This is a genomic window from Streptomyces sp. NPDC101118 (assembly GCF_044759445.1).
Taxonomy (GTDB): domain Bacteria; phylum Actinomycetota; class Actinomycetes; order Streptomycetales; family Streptomycetaceae; genus Streptomyces.
The window spans coordinates 84,024-107,567 of record NZ_JBIVZG010000006.1; the positions used below are offsets into that span (position 1 = coordinate 84,024).

A 23,544-nucleotide genomic window follows, 5' to 3' on the forward strand; every position below is an offset into this window, starting at 1 on the left:
GGCGAGCGGTGCTGCGGTCGCGGCGAGGCCGACGGCCACGGCGGTGGCCAACAGCCGCCGGGATGCGCGGTGGTGGGACAAGGGTTCCCCCGGGTTGCTGAGTGGTCGTACACGGTCGGTGTACGGACTCGCGACGGGGCGCGGGGGTTGTACGTGACGGAAGGGGAAACCGGCGGGAGCCGGCGCGAAAACCGGAGCGCGCCCCGGTTCGCGCCGGGAAGCGGAATCCGGCGTAACCCCCGCGCCGGAGCAGCCGGCACGGCCGGCGAGGACGCGAGGGTGAGTGCCCGGAGCCGGACTTGAACCGGCACGGCCGCGTAGGCCAGCGAGGTTTAAGCTCGCCGTGTCTGCATTCCACCATCCGGGCAAGACGTCGGGCTCCGCGAAAAGCCTTGAACGCAGTGGTGAGCCTAACCGGAACAGTCCTCCCTTCAGGCGAAGATCATCCCGATGTTGTCTGATTTTATTGACGCTTGAGGGGCCGTCAGGTGCGAGAACGCACGGTCCGGACCATCCGCGCCCGGCCCCCGCCCACGATCGGAATGACGGGATTTCGACGGCACCGCGCCACCCCGGGCCACCCCCCTGGGCGGACCGCCGCGAGGGGGACGGACCGCTTCCGCCGTCATACCAAAGGAGGACCCGGCGCCCCTCCCGGTCAGACTCCGGTGGACCCCGGAACGAGCTTGGCGGCTGACTCCCCGCGCGCTTTCCCCGGTGACGATGGAAAGGTCCCGCAGACCGCGTACCGAGCCCCGACTGGAGCACCTCGTGACCACCATGAACCTCGCCCCCCAGACCACCGCCGTGGCCGCCCGCGCCACGGAACTGTCGAAGGTCTACGGGCAGGGCGAGACCCAGGTGGTCGCCCTGGACCGGGTCTCCGTGGAGTTCGGGCGCGGCCAGTTCACCGCGATCATGGGCCCCTCGGGCTCCGGCAAGTCCACGCTGATGCACTGCGTCGCCGGCCTGGACACCTTCACCAGCGGCTCGGTCCGCATCGGCGACACCGAGCTGGGCTCCCTGAAGGACAAGCAGCTCACCCAGCTCCGCCGGGACAAGATCGGCTTCATCTTCCAGGCCTTCAACCTGCTGCCGACGCTCACCGCCCTGGAGAACATCACGCTCCCCATGGACATCGCGGGCCGCAAGGCCGACAAGCAGTGGCTGGAGAACGTGATCCAGATGGTCGGCCTCTCCGGCCGCCTCTCCCACCGCCCCACCCAGCTCTCCGGCGGCCAGCAGCAGCGCGTCGCCGTCGCCCGCGCCCTGGCCTCCCGCCCCGAGATCATCTTCGGTGACGAGCCCACCGGAAACCTCGACTCCCGCTCCGGCGCCGAGGTCCTCGGCTTCCTGCGCAACTCCGTGCGCGAGCTGGGCCAGACCGTCGTCATGGTCACCCACGACCCGGTCGCCGCGTCCTACGCCGACCGCGTCATCTTCCTCGCCGACGGCCGCATCGTCGACGAGATGTACCGCCCCACCGCCGACGGCGTACTGGACCGCATGAAGGCGTTCGACGCCAAGGGCCGTACCAGCTGAGGCCCTGCCCAGCCCCGATCCGCCTCAGCCCCCCGAGACTTCTGGACTCCTCCACCATGTTCCGTACAGCCCTGCGCAACATCCTCGCGCACAAGGCCAGGCTGCTGATGACGGTCCTCGCCGTCACCCTCGGCGTCGCCTTCGTCGCCGGCACCCTCGTCTTCACCGACACCCTGGGCAAGGCCCTCTCCAGCCAGTCCGCCAAGAGCTTCAAGGACGTCGCCGTCTCCGTCACCTCGTACGGGCAGGTCCGCGACGACAGCGGCAAGCTGGAGGGCGACCCGGGCATCAGCCAGCGCACCCTCGACAAGGTCGCGGCCCTCGACGGCGTCGAGAGCGTCTCCGGACGCGTCTCCGGCTTCGCCGGCGTCGGCGACCAGAACGGCAAGCTGATCGGCACCGGCTGGTCCAACCGGGGCTCCAACTTCGACCCCGCGGCCGACGGCAAGGACCCGCGCTACGACTTCACCCAGGGCAGCGGCCCGGCGAACGCCGGCCAGGTCGCCCTCGACAAGGCCAGCGCCGAGACCGGCAAGTACAAGGTCGGCGACCGGATCCGCGTCGCCACCAACGGCCCCGTGAAGGAGTACACCCTCTCCGGCGTCTTCACCACCGAGGACGGCGCGGTCAACGCCGGCGGCAGCCTGGTGCTGTTCGACACCTCCGTCGCCCAGAAGCTGTACCTCAAGCCCGGCTTCTACGACGAGCTGTCCGTGGCCGCCAAGCCCGGCGCCTCCGCCGACCAGCTGCTCGGCGAGGTCAAGCCGCTGGTCAACAGCAAGAGCACCGAGGTCAAGACCGGCGCCGAGCTGGCCCGCGACCAGGCCATGTCCATCGAGCGCGAGATGAGCGGCATGAGCACCATGCTGCTGGTCTTCGCCCTGATCTCGCTCTTCGTCGGCATCTTCCTGATCTACAACACCTTCACCATGCTGGTCGCCCAGCGCACGAAGGAGCTGGCCCTGCTGCGCGCCGTCGGCGCCAAGCGCGGCCAGGTGATGCGCTCCGTGCTCGCCGAGGCCTCCCTCATCGGCCTGGTCTCCGCCGTCCTCGGCCTGGTCAGCGGCGTCGGCCTCGCGGTCGGCATGCGCTCCGTCATGGACTCCCTCGGCGCCAAGATCCCGGCCGGCCCGCTGGTCGTGGCCCCCGCCACCATCGTCTGGGCCCTGGTCATCGGCGTCCTCGTGACGACCCTCTCCGCGCTGCTGCCCGCCTGGCGCACCGGCCGGATCCCCCCGGTCGCCGCGATGGGCAGCGCCCACCTGCCGTCCACCGCCAAGTCGCTGCTGGTCCGCAACATCTTCGGCATCGTGCTGAGCGTCGCCGGCATCGCCCTGGTCTTCCTCGGCGTCTCCACGGGCGGCGAGAACGGCCGCTACACCATCGGTGCCGGCGCCTTCCTGATCCTGCTCGGCCTGATCGTCCTGCTGCCCCTGCTGTCCCGTCCGGTCATCGCGTCCGTACGCCCGCTGCTGCAGCGCGCGTTCGGGGTGCCCGGCAAGCTGGCCGCGCAGAACGCCGTACGCAACCCGCGCCGCACCGCCGTGACCGCCGCCTCCCTCGCGATCGGCCTCACCCTGGTCACCACCCTCTCCGTGATCGGCATCACGATGGGCAAGGCCGTCGACCGGATGAGCACGGACAAGATCAAGGCCGACTACAAGGTCTCCATGGCCGGCGGCGGCAACCTCGACAAGTCCGTGGCCGAGACCCTGGCCAAGGCCCCCGGCATCAAGGCCGTCTCCCAGCAGACCGCCGGCGCGCTGTACTTCGGCGACGACTTCCACGCCGCCTCCGGCGTCAACCCGGCCGGCATCGGCGAGCTGCTCAACATCGACGTGGTCAGCGGTTCGCTGAGCAGCCTGGGCCGCGGCGAGGTCGCGGTCGCCGAGAAGACGGCCAAGTCGCAGGGCCTGTCGGTCGGTTCGACGATCAAGGCGAAGTTCGACGACGGGAAGAAGGCGGACCTCCGGGTCGGCGCCGTCTACAAGGACATGGAGGGCCTGCTGTCGCCCTTCGTCATCGACGACAAGGTGCTGAGCGCGCACAGCGACCACCCGTACATCCCCGAGGTGTACGTGAGCACCGGCGGCGAGTCCGACGCCAACCAGCAGAAGGTCGTGGACGCGCTCGGCAAGAACCCGGCGCTGACCATCGCCACCCAGACCGACATGCGCAACGAGATGGGCGGCATCGTCAACCTGGCGCTGAACATCATGTACGGCCTGCTCGGCATGGCCCTGATCATCTCGGTGCTCGGCGTCGTCAACACCCTGGCGATGTCCGTCTTCGAGCGGACGCAGGAGATCGGCATGCTGCGGGCGATCGGCCTCGACCGGAGCCGGGTCAAGAACATGATCCGCCTGGAGGCCGTGGTGATCTCCCTCTTCGGCGCCGTCCTCGGCATCGTGGTGGGCGTGTTCCTCGCCTGGGCGGTGGGCAGCACCTTCGCCGACCAGGTGCCGGGCTACGAGCTGGTCCTGCCGTTCGACCGGATCGGGATCTTCCTGGCCCTGGCCGGTGTGGTCGGTGTGCTGGCGGCGATGTGGCCGGCGCGCAGCGCCGCGCGGCTGAACATGCTGACGGCCATCAAGACCGAGTAGCCGCCCGGCGGTTACGGGCCACGGGGAAGGGCCCCGGCGACACGAAGTCGCCGGGGCCCTTCCCCGTAACCGTGGACCGGGGGGCGGCCCTGGCCTACGCTGACCGTCGTTCCAAGATCGAACGGCCGGGGGGCGCACGATGTCGGGGAGCAGGCTCGCGAAGGTGCTGACGACGACCGTCGTCACTCTGGCGGTGATCGGGTCCGTCACCGCATGGATCCTGTCGTACAACGGCTACCTGCCGGGCGACGCCGTGGTGCGGACCTGGGCGACCGCGAAGGACCGGCCCGCCGACGGCGCCAACGAGCGGTGGATCGTCGGCGACGTGGCAGTCCGGGGCCGGTTCGACGCCGTGACCGGCTACGGCATCGCCGACGGGCAGGACGGCAGGAAGCTCTGGGAGTACGTGCCGCCCGGCCGCACCCGGATCTGCGGGAGCGCGACCCACGCGGACGCGTCGGTACTGCTCGTCGCGTACGGGCAGGAGGGCGGCGGAGTCGCCGAACCCGCCCCGGGGGGAAAGGGCTGCACGACCGTCCTGGCGCTCGACGTGAAGGACGGGCGGGAGCTGTGGACCACCGGGCGGAAGGTCGCGACCGGCCTGTTCGGCGGAGGCGGCGGGTTCCTGGACGCGGGCGGCGACATCGCCGTGGTCGCCCACGGCCACCGGACCCCGCTGATGGGACGGGCCAAGGACGACCACACCGCCCTGCGCGCCCTCGACCTGCGTACGGGCAAGCCCCGCTGGACGGCGGCCCTGCCCGGCGGGTGCGGCCCGGAGCTGGTTTCCGTGGGCAGGGAGCAGGTCTTCGCCGTCCTGGACTGCGGCGGCGAGGAGGGCGACGAGCTGGGCATCGGCAGCACCGACGGCGCCGAGCTGATGATGGCGGCCTTCGACCGCGGCACCGGCGCGCTGAAGTGGAACGTCCCCCTCGACGCCCGGCGTCCCGTGGACCTGCGCGCCAAGGTGCGCATCGAGTCGACCGACCCCCTGGTACTCGCCGTCGGACGCTCCGGGAGGTTGGACGAGGCCACGTTCATCTCCTTCGGCCAGGACGGGCGGCCGCGGCCGGGCATCGCGTTCAGCGGCGGCGACGACAAGATCGACCTGACCGACGCCGCCCAGACGGCGATCGTCGGCGAGCGGATGTACGCGCTGGCGTGGCACTGGCACAAGGGGCAGCAGTACCGGCTGGTCGCCTTCGACCTGAGGACCGGCGAGGAGCTGTGGGGCAGGAAGCTGGACGACCCCGCGGCCGGGCTCGCCGTGCGGGGCGACCGGATCACCGTCCTGGGCGAGTGGTCCTCGCAGAGCGGCGCCATCACCGACCTGTTCGAGTACGACGCCGACGACGGCGAGGAACTCGACGAGCGCCGGTTCCGCGACGAGGTGCCCGGCGCCGACTTCTTCGAGCACCGGGGGCGGATCATCGTCGCCGGGTCGGGCGGCGACCGTCCCTTCACCGCCTTCGAGCGGTGGTGACGGGCCCGGCTCAGGTCCACTCGCGGGTGCGGAGGGGGAGGGACGAGTCGCCGGTGGCCGAGGTGCGGACGGCGAGGATCTGGTTCACGCCCAGGTGGTTGCGTTCGAAGCCGAGGGCCGACGCGGCCATGTAGAGGCGCCAGACGCGGGCACGGCCCGGCGAGGTGAGCCGGACGGCCCGCTCCCAGTGCTCCTCCAGGTTCCGCACCCAGGCCCGCAGCGTCAGCGCGTAGTGCTCCCGGATCGACTCCACGTCCCGGACCTCGAAGCCGGCGCGCTCCAGCTCGGTGACGGTGCTGCCCAGGGGGGACAGTTCCCCGTCGGGAAACACGTACGCGTCGATGAACTCGTCGATCCGGTACGCCGATTCGTCCTGCTCCGGCGGCCTGGCGATCTGGTGGTTCAGGAGGCGGCCGCCCGGGTGCAGCAGTCCGTGCAGGGTGCGCGCGTACTCGCGGTAGCGCTCGGAGCCCACGTGCTCGGCCATGCCGATCGAAGAAATCGCGTCGTACGGGCCGTCCCTGACGTCGCGGTAGTCCTGGACCCGGATCTCCACCCGGTCGGCCAGACCCTCCTCGGCGACCCGCTTGAGGGCGTACGCGGCCTGTTCCCGCGAGAGGGTGACGCCGGTGACCCGGGCACCGTACTCACGGGCCGCGTGCAGGGCCATGGAGCCCCAGCCGCAGCCGACGTCGAGCAGCCGGTCGCCCTCGCGCAGGCCGAGCTTGCGGCAGACGAGGTCGAGCTTCTCGTGCTGGGCCTCCTCCAGGGTGCCGTCCTCGCGCCAGTAGGCGCAGGAGTACACCATCGACGGGCCGAGCACCCGCTCGTAGAACTCGTTGCCCACGTCGTAGTGGTGACTGATCGCCTGCTGGTCCCGGCGCCTGGTGTGCAGGGGACCCGAGCGGCGTACCGACTCCTCGGGCGGCGGGGCGGGCGCGGGCCAGGGGCCGGCCAGCGAGGCCAGGGAGCGCAGGGCGCCGCGGACCTTGGGGTCGCGCAGGGAGGTGCGGGTGCGCAGTCCCGGTTCGCGCTCCCAGAGGAGTCCGGCGAGCGCGTCCAGCAGTTCGTAGAGGTCGCCATCCACGTCCAGCTCGCCGGCGACCCAGCCGCGCGCCAGGCCCAGCTCGCCCGGCTTCCACAGCAGTCGGCGCAGGGCACGCCGGTGCCCGACCACGAGGACCGGGGCGCCGGGCGGGCCGGCCTCGCTGCCGTCCCACGCGCGGATCCGGAGGGGCAGGGGGGCGCCGAGAAGAACTCCGGCGAGCTTGGTCAGCCGCGGCGCGGCGTCGGACATGGCACACCTCCCGAGGGATTACCCATCAGGATCGCGTACCCGCGGCGGTGGCCGAACATGCCCTTCCGGTTCCGTACGGAGGAACCGTCACGGTGCACGAGTGACGCCGTCCCGGCACGCCGAAGGGGCCGCCCGCACCACGGATGGCAGGCGGCCCCTTCGAGGGTCGTGCTTAGGAGGCCTTGGCCTTCTCGGCCGGGGCGGCGGCGGCAGCCGGCGCCGGGGCGGGCTTGGCCGCCTCGTAGAACTCCTCGCGCGGGGTCTCCATGGCACCCAGGGAGACGACCTCGCGCTTCAGGAACATCGCGAGGGTCCAGTCGGCGAAGACGCGGATCTTGCGGTTCCAGGTCGGGACGGCCATGCCGTGGTAGCCACGGTGCATGTACCAGGCGAGACGGCCCTTGAGCTTGATCTTCATCTTGCCCATGACGATCATCGCGACGCCCTTGTGCAGGCCGAGGCCCGCGACCGCGCCCTTGTTGGCGTGGCTGTACTCCTTCTGCGGGAAGCCCCGCATGCCGGAGACCACGTTGTCGCCGAGGACCTTGGCCTGGCGAAGCGCGTGCTGGGCGTTCGGCGGGCACCAGGCGTTCTCGACGCCGGCCTTGCGGGCGGCGAGGTCCGGGACCTGGGCGTTGTCGCCGGCGGCCCAGATGTAGTCGCTGCCCTGGACCTGGAGGGTCGGGGCGGTGTCGACGTGGCCGCGCGGGCCGAGCGGCAGGCCGTAGCGGGCCAGCGCCGGGTTCGGCTTCACGCCGGCGGTCCAGACGATCGTGTTGGAGTCGACCTCGAGGCCGTTCTTCAGCACGACGTGGCCGTCGACGCAGGAGTCCATGGAGGTCGAGAGGTAGATCTCGATGCCACGGCCCTCGAGGTGCTCCTTGCCCCACTTGCCGAGCTCGGGCCCGACCTCGGGGAGGATCTTGTCCGCGGCGTCGACCAGGATGAAGCGCATGTCCTCGCGCTTCACGTTGGTGTAATACTTCGCGGCGTCGCGGGCCATGTCCTCGACCTCGCCGATGGTCTCGGCGCCGGCGAAGCCGCCGCCGACGAAGACGAAGGTCAGCGCCTTGCGGCGGACGTTCTCATCGGTGGTCGAGTCGGCCTTGTCGAGCTGCTCGAGGACGTGGTTGCGCAGGCCGATGGCCTCCTCGACGCCCTTCATGCCGATGCCCTGCTCGGCGAGGCCGGGGATCGGGAAGGTGCGGGAGACGGCGCCGAGCGCGACGACGAGGTAGTCGAAGGGCAGCTCGTAGGCCTCGCCGACGAGCGGCGCGACCATGGCGACCTTGCGGTCCTGGTCGATGCTGGTGACGCGGCCGGTGAGGACCTCGGCCCCACGCACGACGCGCCGCAGCGGGACGACGACGTGGCGCGGCGAGATGCTGCCGGCGGCGGCTTCGGGCAGGAAGGGCTGGTAGGTCATGTACGACCGCGGGTCGACGACCGTGACGGTCGCCTCGGCGTAGCGCATCTTCTTGAGAATGCGCCGAGCCGCGTACAGGCCTACGTACCCACCGCCTACTACGAGGATCCTGGGACGCTCCGTGGTGCTCATGCCATCGAGTATCCAGCACCCGCTAGGGGGATGCTCGTGAGGGCCTTCACAAGGAGAGACAAGGCCTCTGCTACACTGCGCGGCCCACGTGACCGAGGTCATGGCGCGGTACGGGAACCAGGGTGTACGGCGAGACGTTGACACCCCCGCTGAACTGGCCCGGAGGCGTCCAGGAGGACTGGACCACTGATTTTGTCGATACATCCGACACGGATCCCGCAGTGGCCTCGCATCGCACGAAACGGGCCTGTCGGCCGCCGGCAGCCCTCGAAGGACCTTTACAGGCGGCCAACAGGCCCTTTTTCCTTGTGAAGAACTTCACGAAGTTCGTTCGGGCGGCGGCCCCAAGGGCCCCGGCCTAGGCGATCGAGAAGGCGATCCCGTCCAGAATGTCGTGTTCGCTCACCACGACCTCGGAGGCGTTCACACGCTCCATGACGGCCAGCAGCACCAGGCTCCCGGCGGCGATGACGTCCACCCGGCCCGGGTGCATGACGCCGATCGCGGCGCGCTCGGCGTGCGTCGAGCCGATCATCCGCTCGGAGATCTCTCGAACCTGCTCGTAGGTGACCACCGCGTGGTGGATCGCCTCGGAGTCGTACTCCGCCAGCCCCAGCGCGATGCCGGCGACGGTGGTCACCGAGCCGGCCAGGCCGACCAGGGTGCGGGCCTCGGCCAGCGGGACGGTCTCGGCGGCCAGGTCCAGCGCGGCCTCGATGTCCGCGCGCATGGCGGCGACCTGGGCCTCCGTGGGCGGGTCCGTGATCTCCCCGTCGTGGACCAGGTGGCGCTCGGTCATGCGGACGCAGCCGACGTCCACGGAGCGGGCGGCGCGCACGTGCTCCTCGCCGACCACGAACTCCGTCGAGCCGCCGCCGATGTCCACCACCAGGTACGGCTTCGCCAGGTCGGGGCGGGCGGCCAGCTCCTTGGTCGCGCCGGTGAAGGAGAACTCCGCCTCCTGGTCACCGGTGATCACCTCGGGCTCGACGCCCAGGATCCCCAGCACGCCGGCCACGAACTCGTCGCGGTTCTCCGCGTCGCGCGAGGCAGAGGTGGCCACGAAGCGGATCCGCTCGGCGCCCAGCTCCTTGATGACGGCCGCGTACTCGCGGCAGGCCGCGAAGGTCCGCTCCAGCGCCTCGGGCGCCAGGCGGCCGGTCTTGTCGACGCCCTGGCCCAGCCGGACGATGACCATCCGCCGGTCCAGCTCGGTCAGCTCGCCGGTCTCCCGGTCGCAGTCCGCGACCAGCAGGCGGATGGAGTTCGTACCGCAGTCGATCGCCGCCACGCGGGTCATGCGGACTCCTCCTTCTCGGCCTGCTCGCCCTGCTCGTCCTTCTCGTCCTTCTCGTCCTTCTCGTCCTTCTCGTCCTTCTCGGCGCAGGGGGTCACGCAGGGACCCTTGGCCCACCACTCGGGCAGCATCGCGATGGCCTCGTCGCCCAGCGGGTTCACGCCGGGGCCGGCGGCCAGCGAGTGGCCGACCAGCACGTGCAGGCACTTCACCCGGTCGGGCATGCCTCCGGCGCTCGGGAAGCCCTCCAGCACGTCGATCGCGTCGCGGCGCGCGATGTAGTCCTCGTGCGCGGCGCGGTAGGCGGCGGCCAGCTCCGGGTCGGTGCCGAGCCGCGCCTGCATCTCCTTCATCACGCCGTTGGCCTCCAGGGTGCCGATGGCGGAGGCGGCGCGCGGGCAGGTCAGGTAGTACAGCGTCGGGAACGGCGTGCCGTCGGGCAGCCGCGGGGCCGTCTCGACCACGTCGGGCTGACCGCAGGGGCAGCGGTGGGCGATGGCGCGCAGACCGCGCGGCGGGCGGCCCAGCTGCTCCTTGAACGCGGCGACGTCCGCGTCCGTGGGCTCGGTCCGGTCGGTCTGGGGCGGGGGCGTGTCCATGCCTGGGATGCGTCTCTTCGTTCGTGTGCTGTTGTGGGCTGTACGTCAGTCGGGCTGTGCGTCGGTGGGACGGTGCGTCAGTGGGACGGTGCGTCGGTCGGGCGGTGCGTCAGTCGGGCAGTGCGTCGGTCGGGCAGTGCGTCAATCCTCGTCCGGGCGGTCGGCCTTGTCGACGCCGTCCCAGACGTTGGAGTACCAGGGGCGGTCGGCCGCACCCTCGTCGGCGCTGCGCCGCTCCTCGGCCTCCGGGTCGACCACGGTGTAGCCGATCTCCCCGGGCCGGACGTAGTGCAGGTGCCGGCGGGCCTGCTGCTCGACGTAGGCCGGGTCCTGCCAGCGGGCCTTCTCGTCGCGGAGTTCCTCCAGGCGCTGCCGCGCCCGGTCGGCCTCCCGCTGCTGCTCCGCGATCTCCGAGCGCTGGGATACGTACTGGCGCATCGGATACGCGAGGGCGACGACCAGGGTACAGAGGACGAGCACGAGCAGCGCCGCTCGCCCGGTGAGGCGGCTGCGCCGGACCTGCCGGCGGGACTGGGAGCGGTAGACGTGGGCCGCGGTCCGCTCGCCGAGCGCCTTCAGCCTGGTCGCGGTGGAGAACCGATCCCGGTTCCCGGCCATGTCCCGCCTCCCCTGATAAGCACGTACGTCCCCGCACACGGTACGGGACCGAGTGCGGGGACGTACGGAGGCTCAGGGCGCTGTCAGCCGGTTCGGCCGGGTCAGCCCTTGAAGCGCGGGAACGCGCTGCGGCCCGCGTACACCGCGGCGTCGTCGAGGATCTCCTCGATGCGCAGCAGCTGGTTGTACTTGGCGACGCGGTCCGAGCGGGCCGGGGCGCCGGTCTTGATCTGACCGCAGTTCACGGCGACGGCGAGGTCGGCGATGGTGACGTCCTCGGTCTCGCCGGAGCGGTGCGACATCATGCACTTGAAGCCGTTGCGCTGGGCCATCTCGACGGCGTCGAGGGTCTCGGTGAGCGAACCGATCTGGTTCACCTTCACCAGCAGGGCGTTGGCGGAGCCCTCCTCGATGCCGCGGGCGAGGCGCTCGGGGTTGGTGACGAAGAGGTCGTCGCCGACGATCTGGACGCGGGAGCCCAGCTTGTCGGTGATGACCTTCCAGCCGGCCCAGTCGTCCTCGAACAGCGGGTCCTCGATGGAGACCAGCGGGTAGGCGTCGACGAGGCCCTCGTAGTACTCGGTCATCTCGGCGGCCGAGCGGGACTGGCCCTCGAACTCGTACTTGCCGTCCTTGTAGAACTCGGACGCGGCGACGTCGAGCGCGAGCGCGATGTCCTTGCCCGGGGTGTAGCCGGCCTGCTTGATGGCCTCGACGATGAGGTCGAGCGCGGCGCGGTTCGACTCCAGGTTCGGGGCGAAGCCGCCCTCGTCGCCCAGGCCGGTGGAGAGGCCCTTGGAGTGCAGGACCTTCTTGAGGGTGTGGTAGACCTCGGCACCCCAGCGGAGGGCCTCGGAGAAGGACTCGGCGCCGATCGGCGCGATCATGAACTCCTGGATGTCGACGTTGGAGTCGGCGTGCGACCCACCGTTGAGGATGTTCATCATCGGAACGGGCAGCAGGTGCGCGTTCGGGCCGCCGAGGTAGCGGAACAGCGGCAGGTCCGAGGCCTCGGACGCGGCGTGGGCCACGGCCAGGGAGACGCCCAGGATGGCGTTGGCGCCGAGGGAGCCCTTGTTGTCGGTCGCGTCCAGGTCGAACATGGCCTGGTCGATCAGGCGCTGCTCGGTGGCGTCGTAGCCGACGAGCTCCGGGCCGATCTGCTCGATGACGGCCAGGACGGCCTTCTCGACACCCTTGCCCATGTAGCGGTTGGGGTCACCGTCACGGAGCTCGATGGCCTCGAAGGCACCGGTGGAGGCGCCGGACGGAACGGCAGCACGGCCGGTGCTGCCGTCGTCGAGGCCCACCTCGACCTCGACCGTGGGGTTGCCTCGGGAGTCCAGGATTTCCCGAGCTACGACGACGTCGATGGACGGCACGAGCATCTCCTTCTGGGATGTGACGCTAGATGTGCGGTGGCGTGTGGGGCCGTGGGACCGGCCCTCGCCGCCTAGAGCCTAACCCCGTCGGGGGCGTCGGCCGCTCGACCGCCCGGGTCCTGGGACGAAAAAGGGACCGAATACCCGCCTTCCAGGACATAGACCCCTGATCAAACGAGCACAGGGGCTCCCAAAGGGGCTCCGGGAGGGGGTTACCGGGGGGTCAGCGGCCGGCGGACGGAGCGCCCTCCGGCCCGGCCGGAGGGTCCGGGGGCCGGGCCGGGCCGGAGAAAGGGGAACGCCCGCCCGGCGCGTCGGGGGGAGGACGCGCCGGGCGGGCGTGGCTACTGCCGGGCCGGGACTACTCCCGTACCGGAGCCGTTCAGGAGAGCTTCAGCATCTGGCCCGGGTAGATCAGGTCGGCATCGGTGACGATGTCCTTGTTGAGCTCGAAGAGCTTCTCCCAGCCGCCCTTGACGTTCTGGGCGTCGGCGATGGTGCCGAGGGTGTCGCCGGCCTTCACCTCGTAGGAGCCGTTGCCCTTCTCGAAGCCGGCGGCCGGGGCCGCGGGCTTCGGGGCGGCGGTGGTGCGCTCGGAGCGGGTGGTCGGAGCCTGCTGCGTGCGGGTCTCCGTCGTCTTCTTCTTGGCCTTCTTCTTGACCGGGGCGGACTCGCCCGAGCCGCCGCCGCTGTACTTGGCGCCGGAGAGGCCGACACCGCAGCTCGGCCAGGCGCCCTTGCCCTGACCGGCCAGCACCTTCTCGGCGATGGCTATCTGCTGGGACTTGCTGGCCTGGTTGGCCTGCGGGGCGTAGGCGGTGCCGCCGTACGCAGCCCAGGTGGAGGGGGAGAACTGCAGGCCGCCGTAGTAGCCGTTGCCGGTGTTGATGGACCAGTTGCCACCGGACTCGCACTGCGCGACGCGGTCCCACTCGGAGGCGGTGGCGGCGTTGGCGGTGCCCGCGACCATCAGCGGGGCGGCGACGGCCGCGCCGGTCACGCCGACGAGGGTGACGATGCGGGTGGCCTTGGACGCACGACGGTGCTTGCCCTTGGAAAGCAGCATTGGAGGCTTCTCCTCACCGACGCCTACGAGGTGAGCTGTCGGGTTCGGGCGTAGTGAGTTGCCCGGCCTCGCGTCCTAGCGCGTGGCTTCACCCCAAGCCGTTCCGTGACCGTCTTTCAACGGCCGGGCCCGGCACAAACCTTGGGTCCCCCGCTCCTGCCTTCGGCGCTTGCGCGACGACTGTTTCCCCCGTCCGCCGGCAGGACTCGGCGATGCGGTCGAAGGAGCCCGCGGTGGCGAGCGGTTCAGACCGTAGACAGACCGCTCCCCGATGTTCAAGGCAGGACATCGGGGAGAAACGGCCCGTACTTGCGCATCGGGAACCGGCGTTTGCGCAGGTGAGAAGGGGCGGTAGCCGAGCTTCCGGGCGGGACACGCCAGTTGACGGCCTGAGACTCATGTCTCACTGACGCCAGACTTACATGAATCCGGACATTGCCCGCTTTAACGGATGCCCGAAGTGCCCCTAGTTCTGCCTTAGGTCGAGGTTCTGACCGGGCTTGATGAGGTCCGCGTCATCGCCGATGACCTGCTCGTTGGCCTTGTACAGCGCGGCCCAGCCGCCCTTGAGGCCCTTCGCGTCCGCGATGTCGGAGAGGCTGTCGCCGGACTTGACGATGTACGTGGACTCCCCGGCGCCCTCGGGAGTGACGCCGGTGCCCGACCCGGCGTCAGGTGCGAGCGGGTCGGCGGTCAGGGCGTGACGTCCCGTTCCGTCCGTTTCGCCCGACACGCCCCCTGACGTCTCGTCGGCCGCGTCGCCCCGGTGCTTGCCGGTGCCGGGGGTGGCCGACCCGTCGGTGGCTCCGGGGGTCGCACCCGGGGTGCCCCCGTCGGTCGCGCCGGGCGTACCCGGGGTGCCGGTGGCGCCCGGGGTGGTGGGCGTGCCCGTGCCGGGGGTGGTGGGGGTGCCGGTGCCGGGGGTCGCGGTGCCGGGGGTGGCTCCGGGGGTTCCGGTGGCGCCCGGGGTGGCGGTGCCCGAGGGGGTGCCGGCGGTCGGCGGTGCCGGGGTGCGCGTCACGGGGGGCGCGGGGGTCTTCGTACCCGTGCCGGCCTCCTCGGTGGCGCCGGAGCCCTCGTCGGGGCGCACGGGCGCGGGGGTGACCGGCTTCGGCTTGCCGAGGCCGTCGTCCACGTCGGCCTTGGGGCCGGCCTTGGTGAGCCCGGCGGGGGCCGCGCACAGCGGCCAGGCCCCGGGGCCCTTCTCGGCGAGCACCCGCTCGGCCACGGCTATCTGCTGCGAGCGGCTGGCGAGGTCGGCGCGGGGCGCGTACTCCTGACCGCCGGCCTCCTTCCACAGCTCCTGGGTGAACTGCAGTCCGCCGTAGAAGCCGTTGTTGAGGTCGGCACTCCAGGTGCCGCCGCTCTCGCACTCGGCGACCTTGTCCCACGTGGCGGTGTCGGCGGCGCTGGCGTTGGTGGCGGCGAGCAGCGGCAGCGCCAGTGCGGAGCCGGTGACGCCCGCCGTGACGACGAGCGCAGGGGCCTGACGGGGGCGCCGGTGACGGCCGTTCCCGGAACGCATGAGGTGGACCTTTCGCGTGGCGGCAAAGGAAGTGACGGCGAACCTAGCGGGGTTCGAACGGATGTCACAAGTCGATGATGCGCAGATCACGTTGAGGTCACGAAAGTGAGGAATGCTCAATTCCGTTGTTTGGGACGGGGGGTGAACTCCACGGGCAGGGTGCGCAGGCCGCGCATGATGAGCCCGCCGCGCCACCGGAGTTCGTCCGGGTCGACGGCAAGTCGCAGGTCCGGCAGCCGGGTCAGCAGGGTGGCGAGCGCGGTCTGTCCTTCGAGGCGGGCGAGCGGGGCGCCGAGGCAGTAGTGGATGCCGTGTCCGTAGCCGAGGTGCTGGTTGTCGGTCCGGGAGAGGTCGAGGGTGTCCGGTCCGTCGAAGCGGGCCGGGTCGCGGTCGGCTGCGGCGAGCACCACGAGTACCGGATCACCTGCGGCGATGCGCTCTCCGCCCAGGGTCAGGGGCTCGGTGGCGAACCGCCAGGTGGCCAGCTCGACGGGGCCGTCGTAACGCAGCAGCTCCTCGATCCCGGTCTCCAGCAGGGCGGTCTCGCCGGCCGCGAGCGAGTCCTGGAGCCGGACCCTCTCGGCGGGATTCCGAAACAGGGAATACAGCCCATTCCCAATCAGATTGACGGTGGTCTCGAAACCGGCGAAAAGCAGGATGAATGCCATGGCCGCGGCCTCGTTCTCGGTGAGGTGCTCGCCGTGGTCACTTGCCCGGATCAGTCCGGAGATGAGGTCATCACCCAGGTCGTCCCGCTTCCGGTGGATCAGTTCCACCAGATAGCCGCGCATCTTCTTGACCGACCGGGCCACCCCGCCGCGGGGTCCGCCGCCGTGGCGGATCATCATCCCGGCCCAGTCGCGGAAGTCGTCCTGGTCCTCGCGCGGTACGCCGAGCATCTCGCAGATGGCGTAGATGGGGAGCGGGAAGGCGAACTCGTGGATGAGGTCCGCCTCCCCCTTCTCCGCGAAGCCGTCGATGAGGTGGTCGGTCAGCTCCTGCACCCGCGGGGTGAACTCCGCCACACGGCGCGGCGTGAACGCCTTCGACACCAGCCGGCGCAGCCGGGTGTGGTCCGGCGGGTCGATGTTGAGCAGGTGGGTCATCAGCTCGGCCTTGCGCTCGCCGGGGATGCCGGTCTTCCCCTTGGCGTGCGCCGGCTCCGCGTGGTGTGCCGGGTTCTTGCTGAGTCGCTGGTCGGCGAGGGCCTGCCGGGCGTCGGCGTACCGGGTGACGAGCCAGGCCTCGACCCCGCTGGGCAGCGCGGTGCGGTGCACGGGCGAGTGCTCCCGCAGCCAGGCGTACGCCGGGTACGGATCGGTGGCGAACTGCCAGTCGAAGAGGGTGGGCGGAGAATCGGGCGCGGCCTGGTCGTGCATACGGCCGACCCTAGCCGTCGCCCCGGCGGGGGGCCGCCGCGTGGTGCCGGGTGCCTCCGGCGGTGCCGGTGCCTCCGGCGGTGCCGGGGGTTGGGGTACCACCCGGCCGGCGGTGCCGGAAGCCCCGGGTGCCGGCCGGCGGTGCCGGAAGCCCCGGGTGCCGGCCGGCGGTGCCGGAAGCCGGATGCCGCCCGGCGGTGCCGGAAGCGCCGTGCCTGCCCGGCCGGCCGGTGCTGCCGGGCTAGGCCCCGTAAGGCGACGACGTGCGCGGGGCCACCTGTTCGGGCGTCACCCCCTCGACCACCAGATCGCCCGTCCACAGTTCGTCGCGGTTGCAGTACGTACCGGGGAAGCGGACGCTCCGCCCGCCGGGCGCGAGCTTCCACTCTCCTCGGCTGAGCTGGACGATCCGTCCGCTCCCGCAGATGTACGCGCGGGAGGCCTGCGCCATGATCCACGCGGCGTGCTCGTCCTGCCGGGCCGCCTCCCGGTTCATGTTCCGCGCCATCTCCCACAGCCGCTCCCAGCGGACGCCGGGCGTCAGGGGCCCGACCACGGCCACCTCCCCGAGCCCCCGAGCGTCGAGCGAGTGCGTCGCGTACCCGAAGACGACCCCGAACATCTCGAAGACGGTGACCCGGCCGGAGCCGGCGACCCCGCCACCGGCACCCACGCCGCCGGCTCAGCAGCAGGGTCCGTCGCCACAGCAGGCGGGCTGGTTGCACTCGGCCGCGGTCCCCCAGAGCGCCTCGTCCACCGCGAACCCGGCGCCCTGAAGCCGCTCCACGACCGAGATCATCAGCCCGCGCGTCCGGACCTTGGAGTTCGGGGCGTGGTGGACGAACCGGCCGAACCGGTCGGCGCACCAGTCCGCGTACTCCCGGGTGTGCAGCATGAACGTGTGCCAGCCGGGGTCCACGGCCGCGGACGGCGCCATGTCATCGGCGCCGGTGTCGCCGATGACCCACACGAAGGCGAGCGCCTGGTCCATGACCCGGTCTGCCTCGCCCCGTTCCAGCTCGTACTCGTCCGCGCAGAACGCGGCCAGCCGCTCGAACAGTTCCGGCTCGACGAGGTCCCGGCCGCGCCGCAGCGCGGCCGATACGTCCACAACGGTCGCCATGGCGATTCCCTTTCCTCCGACGATTGGCCTTGGCCTTGCGAAGGGCCATGGTGTCGGCGGCCGGGTGTCGCTTCTAGCCGGTTTCCCGTTCGCGCAAGAAGCCGTCCCGGACACCGTCGACGAGTTCCCGCATCTCGTCACCGGCAACGGCGTCCCGCCAGAACGCCTCGAACTTGGAGACGTACAGACCGATGTCCCGGGGGTCGGTCACGACCGTTTCCGCGTGCACGGTCTCCACGGTGACCATTCGCTGGTCCTTGATGACGAACGAATGGCCCGGGAAGTCGGTCTGCGGTGCGGAAAGGGACACCACCCGGATGTCGACTCCCGGGAGCCGTGACAACGAGACGAGCCGGTCGAGTTGCCCGACCATGACCAGCGGAGGGACGATCCGCCACCTCAGAACCGGCTCGGTGACGACAAAGCGGAACGCCTTTCCCTCCGTGTAGAGCACGCGCTGACGCGCCAGCCGGGCGGCGGTCGTCCTTTCCAGCTCCGCCGGTGACAGGTGCTTCCGGGCGAACACTGCACGGACGTACTCCGGTGTCTGGAGCAGTCCGGGAACGAGCGAGGGCTGGAAGAGGCGAAGCAGTGTGGTCTGGGACTCCAACGCCTGGACTTGTTGCTGCTTCCGGCTGTACCCGAGCCTGCGGACCAGGCGCCAGGCCGTGATCTCGGTCGCCGCCTCGCGGGCCGCGGCCATGTACTCGGCCTTGACCTCCTCGGAGACGCCTATGGCCGTGAGGATGCAGTCCACATCGGTGACGCTCGGCGAGGCGTTCCCGTTTTCGATCTTCGACAGCTTCGAGCGGGACATGGCCGCACCGCGGGCGACCGCCTTCGCCTCCAGGCCGGAGGTTTCACGCAGCGCCCGCAGCGCGGAGCCGAGACCCGATCTGTTCACTCGCCGTACTTCGCCCACCATTCGGGGAACGGCACGGCGTGCGCCATGGCCGTGTCGCGGTATGCGAGGAACTGGGAAGTCCTCTCCTCACCCAGGAACTCCGCCCCGAGGAACTTGCCGGCCCCGTCGTAGCTCATGGCGCCGACCGCCTTGTCGTCGAAGAGCCAGAAGTCGGGGGCATCCGGAATCGGGTTCGGCTGATGGGTGGTGTCGAGGATGAAGAACTCCTCCCCGGCCGTCATGTTCCTGCGGTACCCCCACGAGAGCTCGAAGCGTAGGTATTCCGTGAGCGGGCGAGACAGGATGTGCACGCGGTACATGCGCTTCCCATTCCGTACGGCGTTCGCCACGGTCCCCACCCACGCGGCCGTCTTGTGGTCCTCCGGCTGGGGCTCACCGGCGAGGAACGCTCGATACGCGTCCACGCCGCCGGATTGGCTGTAGTCGTCCAGCGTCTCCAGGCGGAACGCCTCGCGCTCGAACTCCTCGATCCATTCCCCCAGCGTCCTAGACGAGTCGGTCACGGACTGCCTTTCGGAGGAGGGACACCGGGATCTCGACCACGGATTCGTGTTCCGGCAGCAACAGGCCGTGGCCGTCCAGCCTGCTCCCTTGGATCGCGACCGTACCGCGGTCCGTGGCATAGATGGTGGGGCAGTCGCCGTCTTCGCATGAACTCGCAAGCCGGGTCAGTTTCACTGCTTCCCCTCGAAGTCGAGTGTCGCGTCTGATGCTGGTCGCGGCCCGTGGGCCGGTGCAAGGGCTTTGGGTTTCCGTTACGGGAAACCGTCACGCGCGCCGGAGGGGGTGGGCGTAGGTGTGGGTGGGGGTCGTAGGGAGGGTGGCCCAGGTGCGGGTGCCGCCGCCCGGTTCGCGGGATTCGCCGAAGCCCCATTGGCCGCGGCACTCCCGGACGACGACCGACAGGAGGCGGAGCGCGCTGCGGCGGCGCGCCTCGCAGGCGGCGGCCAGGCGGGGGTGCTCGTGCGGGGCGTGGCCGTCGTAGACCGTGAGGCGGAGCGCGTCGTCGCGCCAGCGGAGCGAGAGGTAGAGGTCCCGGCCCGGGTTCAGGCGCCAGGCCGCGGCCACCATCTCGCCGGTCACCTGTTCCGCCGCCGGGACGAGTCCGTCCAGCCGGTGGGTCAGCAGGGCGAGGCGGACGGTACCGCGGGCGATGCGGGCGCTGTGGGCTTCCCCGGGGAGGGTGAGGGAGCAGGCCAGTGCGTCGGGTGGGGGTGCGGTCGGGTTCTGGGGGGTGGGCGGAGCGACCGGGCAGCCGGTGAGACGTGCCGGGGCCGGGTGGAAGGGGGTGAGCATCGCGAACTCCCGCGAGTTGAGTACGTGGCGTGGTGGTCAGCGGCGTACGTGACTGAGGGCGTGTGGCGAGGTCGGCGCGCACGGATGGCTTCACGGTGGGTCGGGCTCATGTGTCCCTGGCGGGGCGGGTCGTGGCCTGTCGGCCGGCGCGGACATGCGCCACCGATGCGCTTCAACTCCCCTTGCGTGAGCGGTGCGTTACCGACTGTAGGGCATCTATGGCTCTTGTGTCGCAACGTTCTTGGCACATGAGCCATTTATGGACCCGCCGGGGGGTCAGGTAGCAGACTGCCCGGAGCGAGAGAAGGGGCGCGATGTCAGCGAGGACCATCCCGACCTACCGTCGGCAGCGCCTGGGGGCCGAGGTGCGGCGGATCAGGACGGCGGCCGGCATGTCAGCCGAAGAGGCGGCGGCCCTGCTGGGCATGGACCGGTCGAAGATCCCCCACATCGAGTCCGGAACGCGGACGATCAACGAGGAGCGTCTGCGGACGCTGACCGCCAACTGCGGCTGCTTCGACGAGGACTACATCGCCGGCCTCGTCTCCATGGCCGCCCGGCTCCGGCGCCACTGGTGGGACGAGTACCGGGGCAAGCTGCCTGCAGGCATGCTCGACATCTCCGAGCTGGAGTGGCACGCCGGCCGCCTGCTCACCACGCAGACCGTGCACCTGCCCGGCCTGCTCCAGACCGAGGACTACGCCCGCGCGATCTTCGACTCGTTCCTGCCGAAGCTGTCGCGGCTGGAGGTCGAGTTGCGGGTCGCGCACCGCCAGGAACGGGCCCAGGTCCTGGCGGGCGACAACCCGACACCGTACGTGGGGTACATCCACGAGGCGGCTCTCCGGATGCAGTTCGGCGGCCGCGCCGTGGCCCGGGCGCAGTTGGAGTACCTGATCGAGCGCGGGCAGGAGCCTCACATCAGCCTGCGCGTGATCTCGTTCGAGCACGGCATCTTCCCCGGTGCCGGGCACGCCCTGCTCTACGCCGAGGGACCGGTACCGCAGTTGGACACCGTCCAGCTCGACACCGCGCACGGTCCGCACTTCGCCCACGCAGAGGCTCAGCTCGCCCAGTACCGGAGCCACCTGCGGTGGATGGACGAGACGGCGCTCTCCGAGCGGGAGTCGCGGGACTTCATCCACGGCATCGCCAAACAACTCTGAAGGGACGGGCCATGTCACCCGACATCGCATGGGAGGAGCCGTACTGCGGTGCAGGCAACAACTGCTACCGCATCGGCATCGACGCGGCCGGCAACAGCTACATAGCCGTCGCCGGAGCGGAGGACTCCCCCCTGACCGACAGCGTCGAGGCGCTCCGGCAGCTCATCCGGGACATCAAGGCCGGCAAGGCGGACCACCTGCTGGACCAGAGCTAGCCCGCCGCACGGCGTACGTGGCCGGTCTCACAGATGGCGTAGCCGGCCCCGTACCCGTCGGCGCGGCAGGGCGCCAACCTGCCGCGGAGCCAGGACGGCGCGGGGACCGGGCCACGCCTCGCAGGAGCGGGCCGGCACCCCATATAGCACGGTTCGTCGCGGCTGTCCGCAGATCGGACAGACCTTGACCTGAGCAAGTCTCACATTCCTACTTTCGGTTTTGTGGATGTGAGGATCTTGAAAAACAGCTTCGCGGTGGTGGAGAGACGGGCCGAGCACGCGGTCAAGTTCTTCTACTCCCACCTGTTCTGGCACAACCCCGGCATCCGGGAGATGTTCCCGCCCTCGTTCGCGGACATGGAAAGACAGCGGGACCGTCTCTTCGCCGCGCTGACGCACGTCGTCTCCCACCTGGAGGACCCCACCCTCCTCCCCTACCTCCGTGACCTCGGCCGGGACCACCGGAAGTTCCTCGCCGGCCCGGAGCACTACACGGCCGTCGGCGCCAGCCTGCTGGCCGCGCTCGCCGAGGCGTCCGGCGAGGCGTGGACGCCGGAGGTCGAGAAGGCGTGGGGCGAGGCGTACCAGGTGATCGCCGACGCCATGACGGACGGCGCCGCCTCCAGCGAGGACCCACCCTGGTGGGACGCCGAGATCGTGCGCCACCTCCAGTACGGGCGGGACATCGCCGTCCTGACCCTGCGACCGCACCAGCGGCTCCCGTACGCCCCCGGCCAGTACGTCAGCGTGAGCAGCGACCGGGTGCCGACCACCTGGCGCACGTACTCCCTCGGCAACGCGCCCCGCGCCGACCTCACCCTCGACCTGCACGTGAGCCGGATCGACGGCGGCCGGCTCAGCTCCCACCTGGTCAACGAGGCCCAGCCCGGGGAGCTGCTGCGGCTGGGCGCCGCATGGGGCGGGATGACCCTGCGCAGGGACGCGGGCCGCCCGGTCAGCTTCATCGCGGCCGGCACCGGCTGGGCCCCGGTCCGGGCCATGCTGGAGGACCTGGTCCACCGCCCGCCGGAACACGACGTACGGCTCTTCGTCGTCGCACGCGACCAGGCGCACCTGTACGACCGGCCGCTGATCGAGGACCTCCGGCGGCACTGCCCCTGGCTGGCCGTCACGTACATCACCCCGGCCCCCGGCCGGCACCGAAACCAGGCCACCGACCGGCTCGCGACCGCGCTCAGCAACCGCGGCCTCTGGCCCCACCAGGACGTCTACGTCAGCGGCCCGCCCGCCTTCATCGACGAGACCGCCTACCTCCTGGAGGAGCTCGGCGCGGACCCCGCGCGGATCTTCTACGACGCGGTGCCCGCCTCCGGCGGACCCCGCAGCCGGCCGCTCGGCTTCGGCGAGTGGTTCCTGAACACCCCCGACGCCCACTGGTACAACCCGGCCGGCCGCGCCCCGCGCGGGACCGGACCCGGTCTCTGACGCACACCTGACGCTGAGGGCTACACGCCGACGCCCTCGGCGACACGGATCGCGTCCCGGTAGGCCCGGGCCGCCGCACGCAGCGCGGCTTCCGGATCGACCCCCTCGGCCTCGGCGCGCGCCGCCAGGGCCAGCAGCTCGTACCCGACGCCCTCGCCCTTGGGCAGCTCCACGTCGACGCCGCCGCCGCGCACCCGCCCCGCGAGCTTCGCCGCCAGCGCGAGGCCCGGCTGGCCCAGCGGTATCCCGTCCGTGACCGACTCCCGCTGCTTCTCGACCGCCTTGGTCCGCATCCAGTGCGCCTTGACCTCCTCGGGCGTCTCGGCGGTCGCGTCCCCGAAGACGTGCGGGTGGCGGTGGATCAGCTTCTCGACGATGCCGCCGGCCACGTCGTCGACGGACCAGGGCTCCTCCGGGTCCTCCTCGGCGATCCGCGCGTGGAAGACCACCTGGAGCAGTACGTCGCCCAGCTCTTCGCGCAGCTCGTCCCGGTCGCCGTCCTCGATGGCCTCGACCAGCTCGTACGCCTCCTCGATGCCGTACTTGGCCAGGCTCGCGTGCGTCTGCCGGGAAGACCAGGGGCACTCGCGCCGGATCCGGTCCATCACCTGCACCAGGTCGAGGAGGCGGGCGCCGGGCAGGTCGTAGGAGGCCGGCAGCAGCTCCAGGTCGGGCATGGCGAACCGGCCCGAGCCGGCCATCCGGGCCAGGCCGTCCGTGAGCCGCTGGTCGCCCTCGCCCGTCGGGACGACCACAACCGTACGGCCGCCCGCGCAGGCGTCGACCAGCTCCTGGGCGTCCGGCCGGGCACCCTCGACCGCGATCCCGGCCTCCCGCAGGTACGGCAGCTGCGGGTGGCCCGGGTCGGCGCACAGCACCCGGTCGGCGGTGCGCAGGGTCTCCCAGGCCGACCACGACAGCAGGCCCGGGGCGACCCGGTGGCTGGTGGTGAGCAGGACGATGCGGCCGGTGGCGTCGGTACGGGTGTCAGTCACCCTTCGAAACTACCTCCGCGCGCCGGGTG

The 23,544-nt window shown here is 71.1% G+C and carries 22 protein-coding genes, 1 tRNA gene and 1 riboswitch; of the genes, 6 read left to right on the plus strand and 17 right to left on the minus strand.

Going from position 1 to position 23,544, the window contains the following annotated elements:
• Positions 1–284 precede the first annotated feature (284 nt).
• Positions 285–367: transfer RNA gene (locus ACIQUQ_RS13145), tRNA-Leu, on the minus strand.
• 413 nt (positions 368–780) lie between these two features.
• Between ACIQUQ_RS13145 and ACIQUQ_RS13150 the strand changes: the two genes are divergently transcribed.
• The 3 genes from ACIQUQ_RS13150 (at position 781) to ACIQUQ_RS13160 (ending at position 5,628) form a co-directional block, all read left to right on the plus strand.
• Complete coding sequence (locus ACIQUQ_RS13150; protein WP_403975121.1) at positions 781–1,542, plus strand: ABC transporter ATP-binding protein; 762 nt, start codon at positions 781–783, stop codon at positions 1,540–1,542.
• 56 nt (positions 1,543–1,598) lie between these two features.
• Complete coding sequence (locus ACIQUQ_RS13155) at positions 1,599–4,145, plus strand: ABC transporter permease (protein WP_403974691.1); 2,547 nt, start codon at positions 1,599–1,601, stop codon at positions 4,143–4,145.
• 139 nt (positions 4,146–4,284) lie between these two features.
• Positions 4,285–5,628, plus strand: coding sequence for a PQQ-binding-like beta-propeller repeat protein (locus ACIQUQ_RS13160; protein WP_403974693.1), 1,344 nt, complete (start codon positions 4,285–4,287; stop codon positions 5,626–5,628).
• Between the two features lie 10 nt (positions 5,629–5,638).
• Here the strand turns inward: ACIQUQ_RS13160 and ACIQUQ_RS13165 are convergent, their stop codons facing one another.
• From ACIQUQ_RS13165 to ACIQUQ_RS13235, 15 genes are all read right to left on the minus strand, one after another.
• Positions 5,639–6,925: a class I SAM-dependent methyltransferase gene (locus ACIQUQ_RS13165; protein WP_403974696.1), complete on the minus strand. Its 1,287-nt coding sequence runs from the start codon at positions 6,923–6,925 to the stop codon at positions 5,639–5,641.
• A gap of 172 nt (positions 6,926–7,097) precedes the next feature.
• Entirely contained in the window at positions 7,098–8,483 is a 1,386-nt protein-coding gene (locus ACIQUQ_RS13170; RefSeq protein WP_403974699.1) for an NAD(P)/FAD-dependent oxidoreductase, read from the minus strand.
• A 358-nt stretch (positions 8,484–8,841) separates the two neighbouring features.
• Positions 8,842–9,783: an exopolyphosphatase gene (locus tag ACIQUQ_RS13175; RefSeq protein WP_403974701.1), complete on the minus strand. Its 942-nt coding sequence runs from the start codon at positions 9,781–9,783 to the stop codon at positions 8,842–8,844.
• Positions 9,780–10,379, minus strand: coding sequence for a DUF501 domain-containing protein (locus ACIQUQ_RS13180; RefSeq protein ID WP_403974704.1), 600 nt, complete (start codon positions 10,377–10,379; stop codon positions 9,780–9,782). The genes ACIQUQ_RS13175 and ACIQUQ_RS13180 overlap by 4 nt, the downstream gene beginning before the upstream one ends.
• Before the next feature lie 141 nt (positions 10,380–10,520).
• Positions 10,521–10,997, minus strand: coding sequence for a septum formation initiator family protein (locus tag ACIQUQ_RS13185; RefSeq protein WP_403974706.1), 477 nt, complete (start codon positions 10,995–10,997; stop codon positions 10,521–10,523).
• Positions 10,998–11,098: 101 nt separating this feature from the next.
• Positions 11,099–12,385 carry a phosphopyruvate hydratase gene (gene eno / locus ACIQUQ_RS13190; protein WP_399949990.1) on the minus strand — a complete coding sequence of 429 codons (1,287 nt, stop codon included), beginning with the start codon at positions 12,383–12,385 and terminating at the stop codon, positions 11,099–11,101.
• A gap of 376 nt (positions 12,386–12,761) precedes the next feature.
• Positions 12,762–13,445, minus strand: coding sequence for a transglycosylase family protein (locus tag ACIQUQ_RS13195; protein ID WP_403974708.1), 684 nt, complete (start codon positions 13,443–13,445; stop codon positions 12,762–12,764).
• A gap of 5 nt (positions 13,446–13,450) precedes the next feature.
• A riboswitch (cyclic di-AMP (ydaO/yuaA leader) is annotated at positions 13,451–13,623 on the minus strand.
• Between the two features lie 288 nt (positions 13,624–13,911).
• Positions 13,912–14,970, minus strand: coding sequence for a transglycosylase family protein (locus ACIQUQ_RS13200; protein WP_403974710.1), 1,059 nt, complete (start codon positions 14,968–14,970; stop codon positions 13,912–13,914).
• Positions 14,971–15,086: 116 nt separating this feature from the next.
• Positions 15,087–16,349: a cytochrome P450 gene (locus ACIQUQ_RS13205; RefSeq protein WP_403974713.1), complete on the minus strand. Its 1,263-nt coding sequence runs from the start codon at positions 16,347–16,349 to the stop codon at positions 15,087–15,089.
• Between the two features lie 241 nt (positions 16,350–16,590).
• The gene (locus ACIQUQ_RS13210) at positions 16,591–17,022 is read right to left on the minus strand and encodes a hypothetical protein (RefSeq protein WP_403974715.1); all 432 of its coding nucleotides are present in this window, start codon (positions 17,020–17,022) and stop codon (positions 16,591–16,593) included.
• Between the two features lie 9 nt (positions 17,023–17,031).
• Positions 17,032–17,472 carry a glycine-rich domain-containing protein gene (locus ACIQUQ_RS13215; RefSeq protein ID WP_403974717.1) on the minus strand — a complete coding sequence of 147 codons (441 nt, stop codon included), beginning with the start codon at positions 17,470–17,472 and terminating at the stop codon, positions 17,032–17,034.
• A gap of 73 nt (positions 17,473–17,545) precedes the next feature.
• Complete coding sequence (locus tag ACIQUQ_RS13220) at positions 17,546–18,376, minus strand: helix-turn-helix domain-containing protein (RefSeq protein WP_403974719.1); 831 nt, start codon at positions 18,374–18,376, stop codon at positions 17,546–17,548.
• Positions 18,373–18,900 carry a DUF6879 family protein gene (locus ACIQUQ_RS13225; protein ID WP_403974721.1) on the minus strand — a complete coding sequence of 176 codons (528 nt, stop codon included), beginning with the start codon at positions 18,898–18,900 and terminating at the stop codon, positions 18,373–18,375. Before ACIQUQ_RS13225 ends, ACIQUQ_RS13220 begins: the two co-directional genes overlap by 4 nt.
• Positions 18,884–19,075, minus strand: a complete 192-nt coding sequence (locus tag ACIQUQ_RS13230) for a hypothetical protein (RefSeq protein WP_403974724.1) — start codon at positions 19,073–19,075, stop codon at positions 18,884–18,886. The genes ACIQUQ_RS13225 and ACIQUQ_RS13230 overlap by 17 nt, the downstream gene beginning before the upstream one ends.
• 90 nt (positions 19,076–19,165) lie before the next feature.
• On the minus strand, positions 19,166–19,693 hold the full coding sequence (locus ACIQUQ_RS13235; RefSeq protein WP_403974727.1) for an ATP-binding protein: 528 nt from the start codon (positions 19,691–19,693) through the stop codon (positions 19,166–19,168).
• A gap of 314 nt (positions 19,694–20,007) precedes the next feature.
• Here ACIQUQ_RS13235 and ACIQUQ_RS13240 point away from each other — a divergent pair, with 314 nt between their 5' ends.
• From ACIQUQ_RS13240 to ACIQUQ_RS13250, 3 genes are all read left to right on the plus strand, one after another.
• The gene (locus ACIQUQ_RS13240) at positions 20,008–20,859 is read left to right on the plus strand and encodes a Scr1 family TA system antitoxin-like transcriptional regulator (RefSeq protein ID WP_403974729.1); all 852 of its coding nucleotides are present in this window, start codon (positions 20,008–20,010) and stop codon (positions 20,857–20,859) included.
• Between the two features lie 11 nt (positions 20,860–20,870).
• Positions 20,871–21,074, plus strand: a complete 204-nt coding sequence (locus ACIQUQ_RS13245) for a hypothetical protein (protein WP_403974732.1) — start codon at positions 20,871–20,873, stop codon at positions 21,072–21,074.
• Positions 21,075–21,302: 228 nt separating this feature from the next.
• Positions 21,303–22,520 (plus strand): globin domain-containing protein, encoded by a 1,218-nt coding sequence (locus ACIQUQ_RS13250; protein ID WP_403974734.1) that lies wholly within the window; start codon positions 21,303–21,305, stop codon positions 22,518–22,520.
• Positions 22,521–22,540: 20 nt separating this feature from the next.
• Here the strand turns inward: ACIQUQ_RS13250 and ACIQUQ_RS13255 are convergent, their stop codons facing one another.
• A complete protein-coding gene (locus ACIQUQ_RS13255) occupies positions 22,541–23,515 on the minus strand; it encodes a nucleoside triphosphate pyrophosphohydrolase (RefSeq protein ID WP_403974737.1) in 975 nt (324 codons plus the stop codon).
• Positions 23,516–23,544 lie beyond the last annotated feature (29 nt).